General features: G+C 43.3%; 14 protein-coding genes. 9 read left to right on the top strand and 5 right to left on the bottom strand.

All coding sequences use genetic code 11. From position 1 onward, the window contains the following. Window positions 1-1,238: 1,238 nt before the first annotated feature. The 6 genes from NYE35_RS20980 (at window position 1,239) to NYE35_RS20955 (ending at window position 9,982) form a co-directional block, all read left to right on the top strand. Window positions 1,239-2,198: an ABC transporter permease gene (locus NYE35_RS20980; protein WP_036685755.1), complete on the top strand. Its 960-nt coding sequence runs from the start codon at window positions 1,239-1,241 to the stop codon at window positions 2,196-2,198. A gap of 17 nt (window positions 2,199-2,215) precedes the next feature. After that, window positions 2,216-3,112, top strand: a complete 897-nt coding sequence (locus tag NYE35_RS20975) for a carbohydrate ABC transporter permease (protein WP_341122010.1) — start codon at window positions 2,216-2,218, stop codon at window positions 3,110-3,112. Between the two features lie 91 nt (window positions 3,113-3,203). Beyond that, window positions 3,204-5,039 carry an ABC transporter substrate-binding protein gene (locus NYE35_RS20970; RefSeq protein WP_036685758.1) on the top strand — a complete coding sequence of 612 codons (1,836 nt, stop codon included), beginning with the start codon at window positions 3,204-3,206 and terminating at the stop codon, window positions 5,037-5,039. 134 nt (window positions 5,040-5,173) lie between these two features. Then, window positions 5,174-6,919: a sensor histidine kinase gene (locus tag NYE35_RS20965; protein ID WP_036685760.1), complete on the top strand. Its 1,746-nt coding sequence runs from the start codon at window positions 5,174-5,176 to the stop codon at window positions 6,917-6,919. After that, window positions 6,912-8,318 carry a response regulator transcription factor gene (locus tag NYE35_RS20960; protein ID WP_036685762.1) on the top strand — a complete coding sequence of 469 codons (1,407 nt, stop codon included), beginning with the start codon at window positions 6,912-6,914 and terminating at the stop codon, window positions 8,316-8,318. Before NYE35_RS20965 ends, NYE35_RS20960 begins: the two co-directional genes overlap by 8 nt. Further along, the gene (locus NYE35_RS20955; RefSeq protein ID WP_341122009.1) at window positions 8,315-9,982 is read left to right on the top strand and encodes an extracellular solute-binding protein; all 1,668 of its coding nucleotides are present in this window, start codon (window positions 8,315-8,317) and stop codon (window positions 9,980-9,982) included. The genes NYE35_RS20960 and NYE35_RS20955 overlap by 4 nt, the downstream gene beginning before the upstream one ends. Window positions 9,983-10,040: 58 nt before the next feature. Here the strand turns inward: NYE35_RS20955 and NYE35_RS20950 are convergent, their stop codons facing one another. After that, window positions 10,041-10,460 (bottom strand): MarR family winged helix-turn-helix transcriptional regulator, encoded by a 420-nt coding sequence (locus NYE35_RS20950; protein ID WP_036685765.1) that lies wholly within the window; start codon window positions 10,458-10,460, stop codon window positions 10,041-10,043. 164 nt (window positions 10,461-10,624) lie between these two features. Here NYE35_RS20950 and NYE35_RS20945 point away from each other — a divergent pair, with 164 nt between their 5' ends. After that, the gene (locus NYE35_RS20945; protein WP_036685766.1) at window positions 10,625-12,085 is read left to right on the top strand and encodes an MFS transporter; all 1,461 of its coding nucleotides are present in this window, start codon (window positions 10,625-10,627) and stop codon (window positions 12,083-12,085) included. A 33-nt stretch (window positions 12,086-12,118) separates the two neighbouring features. On the opposite strand, the gene NYE35_RS20940 is transcribed toward NYE35_RS20945, so the two are convergent. Both NYE35_RS20940 and NYE35_RS20935 read right to left on the bottom strand, forming a co-directional pair. Then, the gene (locus NYE35_RS20940; RefSeq protein WP_036685768.1) at window positions 12,119-13,186 is read right to left on the bottom strand and encodes a glycosyltransferase WbsX family protein; all 1,068 of its coding nucleotides are present in this window, start codon (window positions 13,184-13,186) and stop codon (window positions 12,119-12,121) included. Between the two features lie 13 nt (window positions 13,187-13,199). Beyond that, the gene (locus NYE35_RS20935; protein WP_052097164.1) at window positions 13,200-14,237 is read right to left on the bottom strand and encodes a glycosyltransferase family protein; all 1,038 of its coding nucleotides are present in this window, start codon (window positions 14,235-14,237) and stop codon (window positions 13,200-13,202) included. A 207-nt stretch (window positions 14,238-14,444) separates the two neighbouring features. On the opposite strand from NYE35_RS20935, the gene NYE35_RS20930 reads away from it, so the two are divergent. Then, window positions 14,445-14,855 (top strand): hypothetical protein, encoded by a 411-nt coding sequence (locus tag NYE35_RS20930; protein ID WP_232061415.1) that lies wholly within the window; start codon window positions 14,445-14,447, stop codon window positions 14,853-14,855. Window positions 14,856-14,944: 89 nt separating this feature from the next. Here NYE35_RS20930 and NYE35_RS20925 read toward each other — a convergent pair whose 3' ends face one another. Both NYE35_RS20925 and NYE35_RS20920 read right to left on the bottom strand, forming a co-directional pair. Continuing rightward, entirely contained in the window at window positions 14,945-16,300 is a 1,356-nt protein-coding gene (locus NYE35_RS20925; protein ID WP_244886527.1) for a PFL family protein, read from the bottom strand. A gap of 17 nt (window positions 16,301-16,317) precedes the next feature. Beyond that, on the bottom strand, window positions 16,318-16,587 hold the full coding sequence (locus NYE35_RS20920) for an ACT domain-containing protein (protein ID WP_036685776.1): 270 nt from the start codon (window positions 16,585-16,587) through the stop codon (window positions 16,318-16,320). Window positions 16,588-16,804: 217 nt separating this feature from the next. Between NYE35_RS20920 and NYE35_RS20915 the strand changes: the two genes are divergently transcribed. After that, entirely contained in the window at window positions 16,805-18,436 is a 1,632-nt protein-coding gene (locus NYE35_RS20915) for a diguanylate cyclase (RefSeq protein ID WP_076142304.1), read from the top strand. The last annotated feature ends 49 nt before the right edge of the window (window positions 18,437-18,485 follow it).

Raw genomic sequence — 18,485 nt, 5'->3', positions numbered from 1 at the left:
CTATTGCTGATTATTGAGCTGTTTTGCCGTAGTTTCGGACTGTATAGCTCTTATCGGCATGAATTTGCTCATATTTGGACTATATTTGTGTGAATAGCTGCACCTGAGTCCGATAGCACGAGGAAAAACGCTGTATCCCGGAAATAAGTGCATTTGGGTCCGTTAGCATGAGGGAATGCGGTGGATTCTAGAATGAGTCCGATAGTACAAGAAAATGTGATGGATTCTAGATAGAAGTGTGCCAAAAAATGATGCGTGGAGTGTTGCGGACCGTATAGTCGCTATTACTGATTTTTAAGCTACTTTGCGGTAGTTTCGGACTGTATTGTTCTTATGGGCATGAATTTGCTCATATTTGGACTATATTTGTGTGAATAGCTGCACCTGAGTCCGATAACACGAGGAAAAGCACTGAATTCCGGAAATAAGTGCATCTGGGTCCGATAGCATGAGGGAATGTGATGGATTCTAGAATGAGTCCGATAGTACAAGAAAATGTGATGGATTCTAGATAGAAGTGTGCTAAAAATGATGGGTGGAGTGTTGCGGACCGTATAGTCGCTATTGCTGATTTTTGAGCTACTTTGCCGTAGTTTCGGACTGTATTGCTCTTATGGGCATGAATTTGCTCATATTTGGACTATATTTGTGTGAATAGCTGCACCTGAGTCCGATAGCACGAGGAAAAACACTGAATCTCGGAAATAAGTGCATCTGGGTCCGATGCGAGATCTATGAAGTGTGAAAGACCATAACGGATGAAGAGGACAAAGCGCACCATAGTTGATGTAGCGGACGAAGAGGACAAAGCGCACCATAGTTGATGGAGCGGACGAAGAGGACAAAGCGCACCGTAGTTGATGTATCGGACGAAGAGGACAAAGCGCACCATAGTTGATGTAGCAGATGAAGAGGACAAAACGCACCATAGTTGATGTAGTGAACGAGGAGGGTCTAGTTGCCCATAGCTCCCAAGCGTCCCTTAGAAACCATTTCTTTCAGCGGCAGGATGAGGGGAATTCCCGTCATCCTGCCGCTTTTTATAAGCCAAAAGGCATGTAGGCTCTCCATCACTAGACCCACAGTGATTAGGTAGAAAATGGTCGAAATATATGCGAATTTGGTTCACAAGCATCAGACGGTTCTCCAGTGAGGCCGTTCTGTGTTCTATCTCGCCATACATAAAGGTTCTGATACTATGAAAACGTAATCAAAATCTGGGTATAGGAGATTCCGACATGGGGGTACCTTCTGGTGAATTACTTCCCAGCGTCGATCCGGTTCATCGATCCCGCTGGAAGATGAAGAACAAACATAAATTGTTCTTCATGGCTTTTCCGTTTCTTATTGTCACCTTTATTTTCTATTATCTGCCGATCAGCGGATGGATTTATGCATTTTATGATTTCATTCCCGGAATACCGTTGTCTGACACGCCATATGTCGGGTTGAAATGGTTCAAGACGATTGTATCCAATCCAACACAGACCGCAGAGGTTGTGCGCGTGCTGAAGAACACTCTTGCCATGAGTTCACTTGGACTAATTACCTCGATATTTCCAGTGATCTTTGCGATTTTTCTGACCGAGATTAAGTCAGGCTGGTATCGCAAGATGGTGCAGACGCTAACCACGATTCCGAACTTTATCAGCTGGATTCTGGTATATGCATTGGCTTTCTCGTTGTTCTCCGTTGATAACGGGGTCATCACGCACATTTTAGTGCAGCTTGGAATCGTTGATGAAGGTTATAACTTTTTAGCCTCCAGCTCGAATATTTGGGTCACGATGATCATTTGGTATTGGTGGAAATCGTTAGGCTGGGGTGCCATTCTCTATCTTGCTGCAATCGCAGGCATTGATCAGGAGTTGTACGAGGCCGTTGAGGTGGATGGTGCAAGCCGGTTCCGTAAAATCTGGCATATTACCATTCCGGGTCTTGTCCCAACCTTCTTTGTCCTACTGCTGCTCTCCATAGGTAACCTAGTCAATAATGGGATGGAGCAGTACTTTGCCTTTCAAAATGCGATGAATAAAGATTCCATAGAAGTGCTGGATCTTTATGTATACAATATTGCGTTCGCTAACAACTTTCCGTTTGCCACTGCTGTCAGTATGCTGAAGTCGGTTGTCAGTGTAATTCTACTGTTCGCGGCAAATACATTATCCAAGATGGTGCGTGACGAATCTATCATTTAAGGCAGGGGTGATCCCATTTGAGAAAGAAAAAACTAACTTCTGGAGAATTAATCTTTCAAATTATTATCTACACACTCTTTGGATTGTTCACCCTGTCATGCATTTATCCATTCTACTATTTGTTCATTAATACGATCAGTTCGAATGATCTTAGCGCAGCGGGGTATATCAAATTTTATCCAAGGCAGATCCATTTTGATAACTATGTCAAGGTACTCAAAATCAGTGGTTTAGGTCATGCGGCGACAGTCTCTATTTATAGAACAGTTGTTGGTACTTTGCTCACCGTTGGGTCTTCGGCATTCCTTGGGTACTTGTTCACCAAAAAGGAAATGTGGGGCCGGAGTATTTGGTACCGCAGTGTTGTAGTTACGATGTATTTCAGCGCAGGGCTGATCCCATGGTATATCACCATGCATAACTTGCATCTGACTAATAATTACCTGGCTTATATTTTGCCAACCATTATTACTCCTTTTAATATCATTTTGGTCAAAACCTTCGTCGAGGCTATTCCGCCCTCACTTGAGGAGTCGGCGTCAATGGATGGAGCAGGGTACTTCCGGGTGTTCTGGAGTATCATTGTTCCTCTTACAACACCTATCTTGGCTACGATTACGATTTTCTCAGCGGTGAATCAGTGGAATGCCTTTATTGATACGGCGTTTCTAATGACAGATACGAAATACTTTACGCTCCAGTTCTTATTATGGCGTTATTTGAACGAATCCAGCTCGCTCGCGGCCTTAATTCGTAATTCGCCAGATATGGCCGCTAGTGCAGCGAATATGCAGACTCCAACCTCTGTGCGGATGACTGTAACGATGATCGTCGTATTGCCGATTTTGATCGTATATCCGTTCTTCCAACGCTTTTTCGTCAAAGGAATTATGATTGGTGCGGTTAAAGGCTGATGGGTGGCCGCTCTGGACCAGAACTGGGTTTTCCTCTGCTATAAGCAGAGTTGAACTATAAGTGAAGAGATGAAAGGGAGGGTATAAAGCAATGAGATTAAGAAGAGCATCGCTTGTCATGCTATCCGTAATCCTGGTCTTCGTTCTTGCAGCATGTGGCGGGGGGAATAATACGGCTAATTCGGGCAAAAACACGAGCACAGAGAAACCTACGTCGGCTGCCACAAATGCCCCGGCGGAGGAGACAGCAGCACCGGATGACGGAGCGCTTGATCATTCCAAGCCGCTGAAGCTGACTGTATTCTCAACAACCGCTAACTATGCCGGTCCACAGACCGGATGGTTTGCAAAAATCATCAAGGATAAGTTCAACATTGAAATGGACATTGTAGCTTCAAACCTGACTGGTGGAGATACCAAAATCTCTGCAATGATGGCTTCCGGTGATCTTGGAGATATCATTATTTTCGGTGACGACAAGAACCACTATCCAAATGCCATCAAAGGAAAGCTGCTCTTGGACTGGACACAGGACGGTCTTTTGGACAAATACGGAAAAGACATTTCTAGCACTTTCCCAAAAGCTATTGAGAAAGCAAAGGTAGCTTTTGGCGGTGGATCATCAGTCTTTGGTATGGGGAACAGCGTAGCTTCTAACCCATCCGGACCTTCTGAAGGAAAAGATATGACTTGGGGTCCAGACCTGCGCTTTGATCTTTACCAACAAATTGGAGCGCCAGAAATTACAAAGATTGAAGATTATCTGCCTGTGCTGAAAAAAATGCAAGAGCTCGAGCCTAAGAACGAACAAGGCAAAAAAACCTATGCTTTCTCGATGTGGTCTGATTGGGATGGCAACTATAAAATGACATTGGCTAAACAGTTCGCAAACATGATGGGCTATGACGAAATTCCTGATACTGCTGTGTATGTTAAGGCAGATGAAGAAAAGTATTATGACTTTTTATCCGAAGATAGCTGGTACATGAAATCGCTCAAACTGTATTTTGAAGCTAACCAAATGGGGCTGGTTGATCCGGACTCTATGACGCAAAAATTCGACGATGTTGTAGCGAAATACAAAGATGGTCGTCTATTGTTCTCTTGGTTCCCATGGCTAGGAGCTGCTAACTACAATACACCAGAAAGAACAGCCGAAGGTAAAGGTTTTGCGCTAGTTCCGTTCAAAGATGAATTGATGTATTCCACAGGCTTCAATGTTTACGGTGGTAACGGTATTATTGCAATCGGCGCAAAAGCTAAGGAACCTGCTAGAATTATGGAATTCATTAACTGGATGTACACACCGGAAGGTGCAATGATTTCTGCAGGAAGTGGTACAGCAGTACCTAACGGACCTCAAGGTCTGACTTGGGATATTGATGCAAACGGCAAACCTGCAGTGACTGATTTTGGTTGGAAAGCTTATACTGATCAACAGAATACTCAAGTTCCTGCTGAATACGGCGGGGGTGACTACTACTATGGCTCCAATCAAATGAACTTCTCGTTTGTGGTTCCGGCGATGGTGAATCCAGAGAATAGTGAGCCATTCGATCATAATCTGTGGACAACAACCCTGGAACGTAACCCTTCCAAGCTTGATAGTGACTGGAGAGCGAAGATGGGCGTTCTGACTCCTAAGGAGTATTTTGAGAAAAACAATCTATTGGCTGTAGCACCACAAGGCTTCACTGGCAAAGAGCCGTTAACCATGGATAAAACAGTGGAACAAAAGAATAAACAAATCGGTACGGTTATTCAACAGATTTCCTGGAAAATGGTCTTTGCTAAAGATCAAGCGGAATATGATAAGTTGAATAAAGAAATGCATGATAAGGTAAATGGTCTTGGTTATTCCGAAGTTATGGATTTCTCGATTAAAAAGGCTGAGGAATTGTTCGAGGCCCGTAAAAGCGTTAAATAAACACGGCTAGTAACTATAAAATAAGGCGGGGCGGCGTGGAGGCTGTTCTGCCTTATTCTATTCAATTAAGGATAAATGTGGTATTCTCACATTAATATAAAACGCTTTCAGATAGAAAGAAGAGGATAATCCAGATGGTAAGAGTACCCCTGCGGAGTCATACTCCAGCTGTCAAATCCTTACGCAATACCTTATTTATCTATCTGGTAATCGGAACACTACTTCCGCTTCTCTTAGTAGGATTCGTAACCTACACCTCTATTTACTCCATCCTTTCAGGTAAAATTGGCAACGGGATCAGCGCTAGTCTGAGACAGGAAGCCTCAAGCCTGGAGAATGCCATCGACAATATGGATTTTGCCTCCAAGCAGTTTGCTCTGGACGGGCAGATTGTGCAGGAGATGTCCTCATTTATTCAGGAAAAACAAATTTTTCGCAAATCGCAAATGATGAATTCCATCAACCAGAAGATCAATCTAGTTAATTTTACGAACCCTTATATTGGACTTACAGCCTACATTATGCCGGACAGCGATGATCCCGTTCTGTTCACCAACATGAGCGCACGCAGAAATTTTGATATCAGTACATTGCCGTCTTTTATGCGATATAACGGGGCTGATTATTATGGACCACATCCCACTATGTACGCTGTTGGTGATAATCTCGTGTTCTCGGAACAGCGGATTGTCCGTGTGCCGGGCCAGCATAAGCTTTATATTTATTTGGAGACGAATTATAGTTTGTTTCGCAAAATCTTCAATCAGGAGTCCTACGGGATGAAAGTAAATCATCTGCTGGTCAATCAGCAAGGTAATAGTACAAAAGTGATCGACGGCAAACTTCCGCTAAGTATTATTAAAGCTGCGGGAAGCAACTCCAATCTCACCCATGAAACGCTAAGTGGATATCATCTGTTTCGTTACGCGAGTCCTCAGGGCTGGAAACTTATTGCCGTTGTGAAAAAATCAGAATTCAACAGTGAAATTTATTCTTGGTTTTATAAAATGATCTTACTTGCCTTCTCCACCCTTCTTTTTGCCGGATTTCTGGCTTGGATCATCTGGAGGAAAATTTATGGTCCGTTGCGTAAGGTCAACCTTGAAATCAACCGAATGGCGGAAAATGTTACCGCTCCGGTAGCCTATACGAATGTGGAAGAATTTGATTTTGTGCTTACCAACTTTCAGCAGATGAAAAAACAGGTGAATGAGCTGATTGTTGCGGTTGCCCATAATGAGAAGCAGAAAAGCCAATTTGAGATTGAGAAGTTGCTCAGCCAGATCAATCCTCATTTTTTGCATAATACCTTAAATACGGTACAGTGGATGGCCCGGTTAAACGGCCAGAAGGAGATCGACAAGCTGGTCACTCTTCTTGTAAAGGTGCTGCATTATAATCTGGGCAAGCAAAGCATCATTGTTACCATTGGCGAGGAAATTGAAGCGATTCGAAATTATATGGAGCTGCAGCGTATTCGTTATGATTATGAATTTGAATTTAACGTTGAAGCTGATGAGGATGTATTGTCTGTGGCTGTCCCGAGATTTTTGCTTCAGCCTCTGGTGGAGAACTCGATTTATCATGGATTAAGCGATAATGGCAAGGTAGATGTTGAGATAATGAAACATGGTGAAGGAGAAGTTCAGTTATGTGTAAAAGATAACGGAGCTGGGATGGATGCAGATACATTAGATCAGCTGTTGTCTGATGATGGAGCGAAAAAACGGGGACTTGGAATTGGTTTTTCATATGTGAACCGGATGCTTAGAACCTATTATGGAGAACAAATGAAGCTAGAGATGTTCAGTAAGCCAGGAGAAGGTACGGTTGTATCCATTGTGATTCCGAGGAAAGGTAAGGAGGACTTCGATGATTAAGGCTGTAGTTGTCGATGACGAGAGACTCGTGCGAAAAGGCTTCATATCCCTGATTGATTGGTCATCCTTAGGGATTGTTATAGTTGGGGAGGCAGGTGATGGTAAATCTGCTTTGGAGCTGCTTCAACAGCAGGAAGTAGATTTATTATTTGTGGATTTGACCATGCCTGGCATTTCAGGCTTCGAGCTTATTAAAATGGTTAGACAACGGTTCGCAGGTATTCGCTGTGTTGTCCTTACTTGTCATCATGAATTTGACTATGTTCAGGAGGCTATGCGTTTAGGTGCCGTTGACTATATTGTAAAAACACTGCTTGAGATGGAAAATGCGGATGAAACTATCAGACGTCTTGTCGATCGTATTAAATGGGAGGACAATACGCGGGATGCTCTGGTTCGTGGGGAGAGTAAACGTATGGCTGCTGATAAGGCTCTGCTATATTTGCCATTAAATCATCAATGCAATGAAGAAGAATTATTTCAGCTGTCCAGTGTGAAAAATAATCCGCTTATTACTTTTCATGAGATGTGGATGTCGCCCTTATTGCATCGTTTCTCAATAGATGAGAGCAAGCGTGAACTAAAGATCCAGCTATCCGGACGATGGCAGACCGCACTGATCAGTGGATTGAGAGATCAACCGTTGCAGGAACTGGAGGAACAGCTCACTGCGAAATTACGCCGTATTCTATTTTATCATCCTGAACCTGAGGATTTGACCTCATTGAAATATGAAGACATAAAGAAGGAACCAGGGGCTCCCTATTCAAAACAAGAGGCGGATAATTTGCTGGAGCAAGCACAGAATTTGAAGTGGACAATTGATGGAAATGAGTGGGAGAAATTTGTAGCAAACATACTTCAGCAGAAACCCCGTTCTGATCAGTTTCTGGCGTTTGCACACTCTCTAATACAAAGTTGGAGTTCTTTACTTTTAAAGCCTGAAGATGCTGCTCAACTGGAAAAGGACATTTCCCATAATCTGAACTGGTGTCATTGGAAGAACTGGCTGCGGCGATTTTCTGATCATGTGGGACGAAGAATGCTGGAGCTTGGATTAACTAAAGAGGTTATGTCCTGTCTTATTCGCGCAGTTCGTTATATGCAGTGCCATGCAGGTGACAAAATCAATCAGAGCGACGTAGCAGCCGTCATTAATATGAGCCGTGGTTATTTCAGCCAGTGTTTCGCTCGTTTTGCCGGAGAGACATTTGGTGAATGTTTACGGGGAATGCGGCTGGAGCTTGCCAAATCACTGCTGCTGGAGACTACACTTCCCGTCTGTGAGATTGCTTCGCGGTCCGGTTTTGAGGATGATCGTTATTTCAGCAGATTGTTTAGAGAACGTATTGGTAAATTACCAAGTGAATTCCGTGCGGAGGGGAAAAACCAAATATGAAATTTTGGAAATCTATCCTCCTAGTGTTTATGGTCATTGGAATGACATCATGTCGTGACAATATCGGTACAGTAGATTCAGTTGCAAGCCCTCAGGCAGGGGATGAAGATACTTCTATCGCTTATAGTAAATATGAGGATCCGATTGTGATCCGGGTGGGATTTAAGGTTCCCGACTCGCGACTTAATACAGGTGACAGCAACGATAACAATCCAATCACCCGTTATTTAGAGAGCATTACGAATATCAAAGTGGTTCACTCCTGGGAAGCGAAGGGTGAGGATGCTTTTACGCAAAAGGTGCAGCTTGCCATTGATAGCAACGATTTGCCTGATGCCATGGTTGTGGATCGGGATCAATTGAAGAAATTAATTGATAATGACATGATTGAAGATTTGACAGAGACATATAAAATATATGGATCTGAACTTATCAAGGATATGTACAATTCTACAAAGGGAGAGGCATTAGAGGACGCTTCCCGCGACGGTAAATTATATGGATTGCCGAATGTAGCTATTGATGCAGACTCTCCCGTGCTGCTCTGGGTACGTCAGGATTGGCTGGAGAAGCTGGAGCTGCGACCTCCACAAACTTTTGAAGACATCGAGAAAATTGCCAAAGCTTTTATTGAAAAAGACCCTGACGGGAATGGAAAAAGAGATACCGTCGGTCTAAGCGGCTACAAAAATATCGTATATGGAACTAAACCATTAGTTAATGGTCTGGATGCTGTTTTTAGTGCATTTCATGCTTTCCCCACGAATTGGATTAAGGATAAAAACGGAAATATCGTGTATGGCTCCATTACACCAGAAACCAAACAAGCGCTTGCTAAACTTGCTGATTGGTATAAACACGGGTTGCTGGATCCGGACTTTGCACTATATAAGGAAACTCAGGAGCCTATTATTACAGGTAAATCAGGGATGTTTTTTGGTCCTTGGTGGATGCCTTATTATCCTTTGTCAGAGGCAGTGGCTTTGGATACGAAGGCAGAATGGAGAGCATATGCAGCTCCAGTTGATGATTCCGGTAAGTTTGTCGCTCATTTGGCTCCGGTAACAGATCGATATCTTGTTGTGCGTAAAGGGTTTGAACATCCAGAGGCTGTAATCAAGCAATTGAACGTGTTTACAAGACTCGAAAGAAGACAAGATCCTAATCAAGAGGAGGTAAAAAAGCTGGGTGATTTCTCTGCGCAGACAGGCATTCAGCTGCGTGCTTATTATCCGTTCGATCTTTTGATAGATTATAGGGATGCGATTGAGAAACATTATGCTGATATCCAGCAGGCTTTGCACGGAAAGATAGACCCGGATACATTAAATTCTGATACCCGGCTCATTTATGATCAATGGGTAGCGGAAACAGAGCAGCCCAAAAAAGATCTTGAAGGCTGGAAAGCAGCGAATGCGTATAAATATGGAGTAGCTGTGTTAACCTCAACTGCTATAGAGGGAGTGCGTGGGGTCTTTTATGGGAACACCCGACTTATGAAGACCAAGTGGCCGGAACTGCAGAATCTGGAGAATGAGACGTTCTTAAATATTATTGTGGGTGATTCACCGCTTAGTGATTTTGATGTGTTTGTAGCTAAATGGAAGAGTATGGGCGGGGAAGAGATTACGGAAGAAGTTGCTGAAATTGTAAAGCAAAAGTAAACGTAAAAGTGGGATGCCTCAACAGCCGAGTGGCTTTGGGACATCCTTTTCTTATGTTCTATTCTTCGTTTGTACTGATTTTTTGCAGCAGGAAATGTAGTTGCTCTACTTCTTCATCGGTTAAATGGCCCACAAGGCTTTTATTAAATTCATCTAAGATGGACTGTAAAACTGGGAAGAAATCGATGGCTTTCGGGGTAGGATATAGAAGGTGGGAGCGTCGATCATTAGGATCGTCTTTGCGCTCGATATACCCCGAATTCTCTAATTGCTTCACAGAACGTGCTGTAGTTGCTTTATCGAACTTCAATTCGGCAGTTAACTGATCCTGAGTAATGCCTGGCCGAGAAAGAATCAATTTAAGAAAGCTATGCTGTCCACCACTACCGATTCCATAAGGGACAAACTGCTTAACCAGTTTCTTTTGATTTTGACGGTGAAGATGGGAAATTAGCTTCCCGATAGGCTCTCTTGCCAATATAGACACCTCTTTGGGTTATAAGTTCGCTCATTTTTTGCCTTGAAATAAAGTGTACAATAAAGTCGTTGCGCACGCAACTAAATTGTTGTACACTGGGTATGGCGAGTTTGGTTGCGTGCGCAACTAAACGGTGATTATTAATATTTAATGAGGTGTTAGTTATGAGTTCTGTAAGTGCAACCTACCAGGAGGATAAAGAAATTCAGAAGAAGCGCTGGATGATTTTAATTGTTCTGAATATATTTACGTTTATGTCCACCCTTGATGGTAGTATTGTCAATATTGCTCTGCCTGAGCTATCCAAACAACTGAAGTTGCCCATGGCGCAAATCGAATGGGTAACTACAGGTTATTTAATGGCGATCTGTGCAGCGATACTTTTCTTCGGCAAGCTTGGAGATATCGTAGGAAAGATTCGAATCTTTAAGATTGGCACCATTATATTTGTTATTGGATCTATGCTGTGTGGGCTTAGTGTAAGTTTACCAGCCTTGATCGCTTCACGTGTTATTCAAGCCTTGGGTGCTTCGATGACCATGGCGAACAGTCAGGGAATTGTTACGGATATCTTTCCTGCCACGGAGCGTGGTAAAGCCCTTGGTTTCATTGGTACATTCGTGTCTCTGGGAAGTATAGCTGGTCCAAGTTTAGGCGGGATTATGGTTTCCACCTTAGGCTGGGAGTATATCTTTTGGGTTAACGTGCCTATTGGTCTGATCGCTATATTTTTTGGCTGGAAGGTATTGCCTAAGGATTTAACGAGAGTGAAATCTTCGATTGATGTGCCGGGCAGTTTACTGTTCGCTGTTTTTATTATTACTTTGTTCGCAGGATTATTACTAGGACAACAGCTAGGGTATGGTAACAGCTTAATTGTTACATCAATAATTGTTGCTGTCGTCAGCTTCATTGCTTTCATATGGACGGAGCTTCGTAGAAAAGAACCGTTGTTGCAGCTGTCATTATTTAAGAATCCGTTGTTTTCTTTAAGTATATTATGTGGTTTTCTCGTATTTACAGCGAATTTCTGCTTCAATATTATCGCGCCGTTTTATGCACAGAACATGCTTAATTTATCGCCATTCTATGCAGGCTTCTTGTTAATGCTGTTGCCGATATGTATGGTAGTCGTGGCTCCAATGAGTGGTGCGCTATCGGATAAAATAGGCTCTGAATTTTTGACTTTTGCGGGGCTGGTGGTCATGGTTATTGCACAGTTCGGATTAGCACAGCTTCATGTAGGAAGTTCTGTTGTGCTGGTAGGTGTGTGGATCGCTATGCTGGGTATAGGAAGTGGCCTGTTTCAATCGCCGAACAACTCGCTTGTTATGTCTAAGGTACCAAGAACACAGCTTGGTTCTGCGGGTAGTGTCAATTCGTTAGTTCGTAATGTCGGTATGGTTGTCGGCATTACAATTGCTACTACAATTCTTTTTCAAGTGATGAGCAGTGAAGCCGGCTATAGAGTGACAGGGTTAGTTCCCGGCCGGCCAGAGTTATTTATCGAGGGTATGCATGTAGTGTTTGTAACCTCGGCATCCATATGTCTAGTGGCTGCTTTATTAACTGGCTGGAGATTGGTGAGTGCAAGAAGCGCCAGAGTGCAGTCATCGGAAAGATAACATAAAATGAAAAAGATCCTTCTGGCGCTACGGCTAAGAAGGATCTTCTTTGTGATGAAATTGTAGGGCTTCCTTAACGGCTTGCAAGTATTGATATTGATAACGCTCATCCGGTTCCAGATAGGCGCCTTCAGCCCATTCATTCCAGGCGTTGATATAAATATATTCACTTTTGAACATTTTTTTGGCGCGCTCAATTTGTCGTGAAAGGTATTGGCCGAATTTTTGAGGATTAGCACCTAAGGTGCTTTGTCCGGCAGGGCCTTTCCGTGGTGTGTTATCCCAGTTGACAAAGGCTCCCGGATATATGATTTCTCCGTCCCTATGGGGTGTCCGCTCCAACATGGATTCCCATAACTCATCATAATCAATTACGATATGCCTCTGATCCTCCACCTGCTTTGAGCTCCATAAATGCTTAACCCCGCCATGTGCGAATGTGTAATGCGGCTCAAATTCCAGACTGGCATCGAATCCTTGCTCTTTCTGTAGGGGGAAACCGCCTAGTGTCCGGACCAGATGAAGTCCTTTAAGTCCGTTCTGCAGAGCCAATTCGCGCCAATATTGAAGCATTTCTTCACAGCGCGGGATACTAGCAGATCTATAAATGATAAAGACAGGCTTATCTTCTACCCGGATATAACGATCATCTTTGAAGGCTTCCAGCAACGCAAAAAAGTGCATTCGCCAATCCCGTTCTTCTCCGTATTCCTGTGGCATCAGTACATCCTCTTCGGTGCCATCCCAGCTACGTGTCCATGGTTCGTTAGCCCAAGAAAGGCAAAAGGGGAAGTCAGGCTCTTTGCTCGCAAGAATCTGCTGAACCGGTTGTTCCAGTAGTCGCCTGCCATTAAACCAATAGTGATAATAACAAAAACCGTAAATGCCATGAGCCCTTGCAGTCTCTGCCTGCCATTGTTTCACTTTAGGATCCGTTAAATCATAGTAGTTATTATTTAATGGCTTCTTGGGCTGATCATGTTCAGGATAAAGGGCTGCAGCCTTCCTGACATTTGTCCATTCTGTAAAACCCTCACCCCACCAGGAATCGTTCTCTGTGATCTGATGAAACTGAGGCAATACAAAAGCAATGCATCTCAAGTCATGCCACCCCCTATGGTTCCTTGAATATTTTTCTCAGCAGTAACTTTCCTTGCTGGATATAAGAATGGTTATATTTAAGTTCCTTTAGAGCACGAGAGGCAGAAATTCTCCTTTCTTCACTGTGTGAAAAATAGTGCTTAAAGCTTTCGGAGAGCTCTTTGAAGTTCTGGAAACGAATGAGATCTTCTTCTGCAATTCGGTAATTATGAAGATGGGGATGATCCTCCACTAACTGAAATACACCGCAAGCGGTGACCTCCATAATCTGCTGCATAGAACCAGTGCAATTGATGACGATTTTTGCTCCATTATAATAACTGGACATATCTTTACTATGGGTGATATCCAGGAAATTTCTGGGGGGGTCCCAACCACGCCCGGCGATCATTACCTTAAGGCCTTGAAGCAGGTCTGAATACGCCAACGTGTAAAGCACACTATCGATTTGAAAATCGCCGAGAATGAGTACGTCACTCTGATAACAGTCCTCCACACGTCTTGGATAATAGAGATCCGTATCCGCAGCATATGGGAGATAACTGGAATGTTTGCCCCATAAACCCTGATAATAGATCAGATTAGCTATGTTCTGTGTGAAAATATAATCGAATAACAATGCCAGATTACGTTCTGTTGGAGTAAGACAAGCTGCATCTGCCATCCATACCGCTTTGGGAACGTTGGAAGTTTTCAGAGCAGGGAGGTTCTCCTCCGGAAATAGGGTCTCCGATCCTAGAGCTAATATTAGATCAGGTTGAAAATGGGCTAAATATTCCTCCAGATTATGCTGGAATTTAATAGCAAGTACTTCTTTGACCAAATGCCTTAGTTGATCTTTAAAAAGTCGTACATTAGGCATTTTATCGCTGGCCTCTGTAGGAACCAGCAGCAATATTCTTAATTGCTTGAGTTCCCGTTGCAGCGGCTCTGCTCTATAAGAGTTCATCTCAAGGATGAGGTTATGGTGTTGCGATGGATTAACTTGGCTGATGGTGACTTCGTGACTTGAAGGCCTTTCAGGAGTGAGCCTATTAGCTGTCTTCTTCATAATTCCTCCTGTATTCTGTGGAGCCAGTCGTCCGCTCTAGCACCGAGTCTTGCTAATCATTATATGTGTAGGGGGTTATTTTGACTTTAGGTATAAGACCATTAATCAGAGCCCTGAAGATAAAAAGCGGATTTAGTGAAAGCTGTATATCTATCTATGACAGGGCTGGCTTGTTTAACATAAGATATGCTATAAAACCTGAAAGGGATGATCGCCTTGCCAACCTTCGATAACGTTCTAGTTACAGGAAGTCAGACCATTCAAAATGATCTGCACGTTAATGGAAATGAGACTATCGATTCGAATCTTCATTTGAATGGTAGTCAGACCATAATGGGAAGCCTAAATGTGAACGGCAGTGAATCCATACTTGGTCATCTGGGGGTAACCGGTGAAATTAGCGGGGCAGGCACCATTAGAGCTGCAACCCGGTTGATCGCTACGAACCAAGCAACATTGCCACCAGGCGCTCCTACCAGCCTGCAACAAGTTCGATACTTTTCTGTAGGTGCTGTAGGTCAGACTGGTCTCGTGCTGAAGGGCACAGATGGAAATGATTATGTATTATTTATCGATTTGACTGGCGGAACACCTAATATTGGCATCCAACGGGCTTAATCAAGGTAAACTAACATTCTCAGCATCAGATTAATAAAAAACAGCAAGTCTCCTAAGTACAAATAGGGACTTGCTGTTTGAGGTTTCTATTAATTCTTAAAGCTATGAATTGGAGCTGGGATTCGTCCGCCACGATTAATGAAGTTCGCGCAGTTGAAGCCGTTCACTGCCATGACTGGTGCATATCCGAGCAGGCCGCCAAATTCGACCATTTCACCTACGTCCTTGCCGATTACTGGAATCACGCGAACCGCAGTGGTTTTGTTATTCACCATGCCAATTGCAGCTTCATCCGCGATGATACCGGAAATGGTCTCCTTGGTGGTGCTTCCTGGGATAGCTATCATATCCAGTCCCACGGAACAAACACAGGTCATAGCTTCCAGTTTCTCTAGTGTAAGGGCACCCCGCTGAACGGCTTGAATCATGCCGTGATCTTCACTGACTGGAATAAAGGCTCCACTAAGGCCACCTACATAGGAGGAGGCCATCACGCCACCTTTTTTAACATTGTCATTTAGGATCGCCAGAGCAGCGGTTGTTCCCGGTGCGCCAGCTTCCTCCAGACCCATGACTTGAAAGATTTCGGCAATGGAATCTCCGATTTCTGGAGTAGGGGCTAAGGATAGATCGATAATCCCAAAAGGAACATTCATCCGTTTGGAAGCCTCTTGAGCAACTAGCTGACCGACACGTGTGACTTTGAAGGCTGTCCGTTTAATGGTTTCACATAAGGTTTCAAAATCCTGCCCTCGAACCTCTTCAAGCGCACGTTTGATTACACCAGGACCGCTGACGCCAACGTTGATGACACATTCCCGCTCCCCAACCCCGTGAAATGCTCCGGCCATAAAAGGGTTGTCCTCGACTGCATTACAGAAGACTACCAGCTTGGCGCAGCCGATGGAATCCCGATCCTTGGTGCGTTCTGCAGTTTGGATAATAATGTCGCCCATTAATTTCACAGCATCCATGTTGATTCCACTTCTGGAGGAACCGACATTGACCGAGGAGCAGACTCTTTCAGTGACTGCCAATGCTTCAGGAATACTGTCGATCAGAATACGATCGCCTTTGGTGCAACCTTTTTGTACAAGTGCAGAGAAGCCGCCAATAAAGTTAACGCCTACCTCTTTTGCAGCCTTGTCCAGGATTTCAGCAACAGGTACATAGGTATCTGTCTTCACCGCACCAGCGGCAATAGCGATGGGTGTGACAGAAATCCGTTTGTTAACGATAGGAACCCCAAATTGTCTTTCCAGATCTTCACCCGTCTTTACGAGCTTTTCAGCGGATCTGGTGATTTTGTCATATACATTTTGATTAAAGGTGCGCATATCCGTGTGGGCACAATCCATGAGGCTGATCCCCATTGTTATGGTACGCACATCCAGATTCATTTCACGAATCATCTTATTCGTTTCTTGTACTTCCACTAGTGATATCATGGTCAGCCATCCTCCTAGATTCGGTGCATAATATTAAAAATATCCTCATGCTGAAGCTTGATTTCCACGCCAATCGATTCGCCAAGCAAATGTAATTCCTCTACGATATTCTCAAAAGCTTTAGTTGAGCTAGAAATGTCTACAATCATCATCATGTTAAAATAATCCTGAACGATCGTCTGCGAAATATCCAGAATGTTCAAATTGTGTTCGGCTAGATATGTACATACTTTAGCAATAATCCCTACTTTATCTTTTCCCAATACAGTAATAATTCCCTTCATGAATACAGCCTCCCTTTGTATTTATTGATTTCACCGTGTATACGGAATGAACCATTCCAACTATTATTGCAAATGATGAAACAAGCTTCAACCAAAGGTTTTTTGTCAGTTTGATTAAATATTTATTTTGACAGCTGAAATTATAGAAAATTCATTTGACAGCCTATAAAAAATGTGATGAACTGAGAGTTTGATATGATAGTCTGAAGGAGTAAATATGACTACACAAAAATATAAAGACATGGTTGAGCAAAGAACGAAGATGACCCTCCAGGAATGGACGGAACAGGCGGAAGTGAAGGAAAAGGACATTTATCGTTTTTTGCATAATTTAAAAGGCACTGCTGGAACTGTCGGATTACCAGATGTCGAACAATTTGCCGAGGATACGCTGCCCTATTTCATGGAAAGCAGTCTTAAGAGTTGGTCGGTTGAGGAATGGGGGGATTATTTATATCCACTGATTCCATTGTTTAATGTCCATTCATTGGCAGCTTCAAGCTCTGTTAAAGCATTGGATAAAAAGGGACCTGCTGAGACGCTCACGCAGAATGATATTCTTCTTATCGACGACGATGTAGAGTTAGTTGCTTATCTGAAAGAGTCATTGGAGAAGCAGAATTACTATGTAAGCATAGCCTTATCTGCTGAACGGGGACTCAAAATCTTTTATGAAACGAAACCAGATCTCATTCTGCTGGATATTCTTTTACCGGATAAAAGTGGGATTGAGGTGTTGAACCAAATTATCGGCAAGGCTAAAAAAGAACGAATTCCCATTATCATTATAAGTGGGGAGTACTCCAAAGCGACGCAAATGCATGCGTATTCGCTGGGGGTGATGGATTTTTTACCGAAGCCTGTAGATATTGATTTATTTCTGGTATTGATCAAAAATCGCTTTCAGCTTAAGAGAGAATGGCAGGAGTCCATCATCGTGGATGATTTGACCGGCGCATTCAATCGCAAACACTTTAATCAAGTCATGAAGCAGTTGATTGGTGATTTTAAGCGGACTAACCGCGTATTTTCGTTAGCGCTGATTGATTTGGATTATTTTAAAAACGTTAATGATACATATGGTCACCTAATTGGAGACGAAGTTCTGCAGGGCTTTTCCGAGCTTGTGAAGAATTCCATCCGTCTGGAGGATACCTTTTGCCGTTATGGGGGAGAAGAGTTTGCAGTGTTCTTACCTCACACGGATGCGGAATCTGCAATGTTGGTTATACAGCGTATTCAAGAGCGGTTTGCGGCTACTGACTTTTTTGCGAAAAATGAAATCTTTCATGTGACCATCTCTAGCGGGATTTCTGAGGTAACAGATGCCGAGAATATAGCCGATAAATTGATTGAGGAAGCAGATCAGGCTCTTTATGCCAGTAAGCATGCTGGAAGGAATCAGACAACGCTTTATTCGGACCATTTATCCACTACTAAAAAGCATTCGGTTCTGAATGTGATTGTTGTAGATGATGATACGCTAATTCGTAGAATTGTGACCAGTCAGTTCGCCATTTGGGAGCCGGATAATATTGCTGAGGTGAAGGTTAGCAGCTATGCGAATGGGCTTGATTTTCTGCAATCGGATTGGTATGCCGTGGATGAGAAGTATATTATTTTGCTGGATGGTGTGATGCCTGATCTGGATGGAGTAGAAGTTCTGGAAAGAATCCGCAAAACGTATCCGGAAGTAAATATATTAGTGATCATGCTGACGGGAAGAAATAATCAGGCGGATATTGTACATGCCCTGCAGATGGGTGCCGATGATTATGTAGTGAAACCGGTCCATATGCCTGAGTTATTGTCGAGAATAGAGCGGTTGGCTCATAGATTTTTGTTCTAATTGGGTTCTGAAAATGTTGTGAGCAGCAGGAGAGATCTAAAGCGGAGGG

It is taken from the genome of Paenibacillus sp. FSL L8-0494 (assembly GCF_038003695.1).
Taxonomy (GTDB): Bacteria; Bacillota; Bacilli; order Paenibacillales; family Paenibacillaceae; genus Paenibacillus_AQ; species Paenibacillus_AQ odorifer.
The sequence above is the reverse complement of the archived record's forward strand: the minus strand, read 5'-3'. Positions and strand labels throughout refer to the sequence as shown.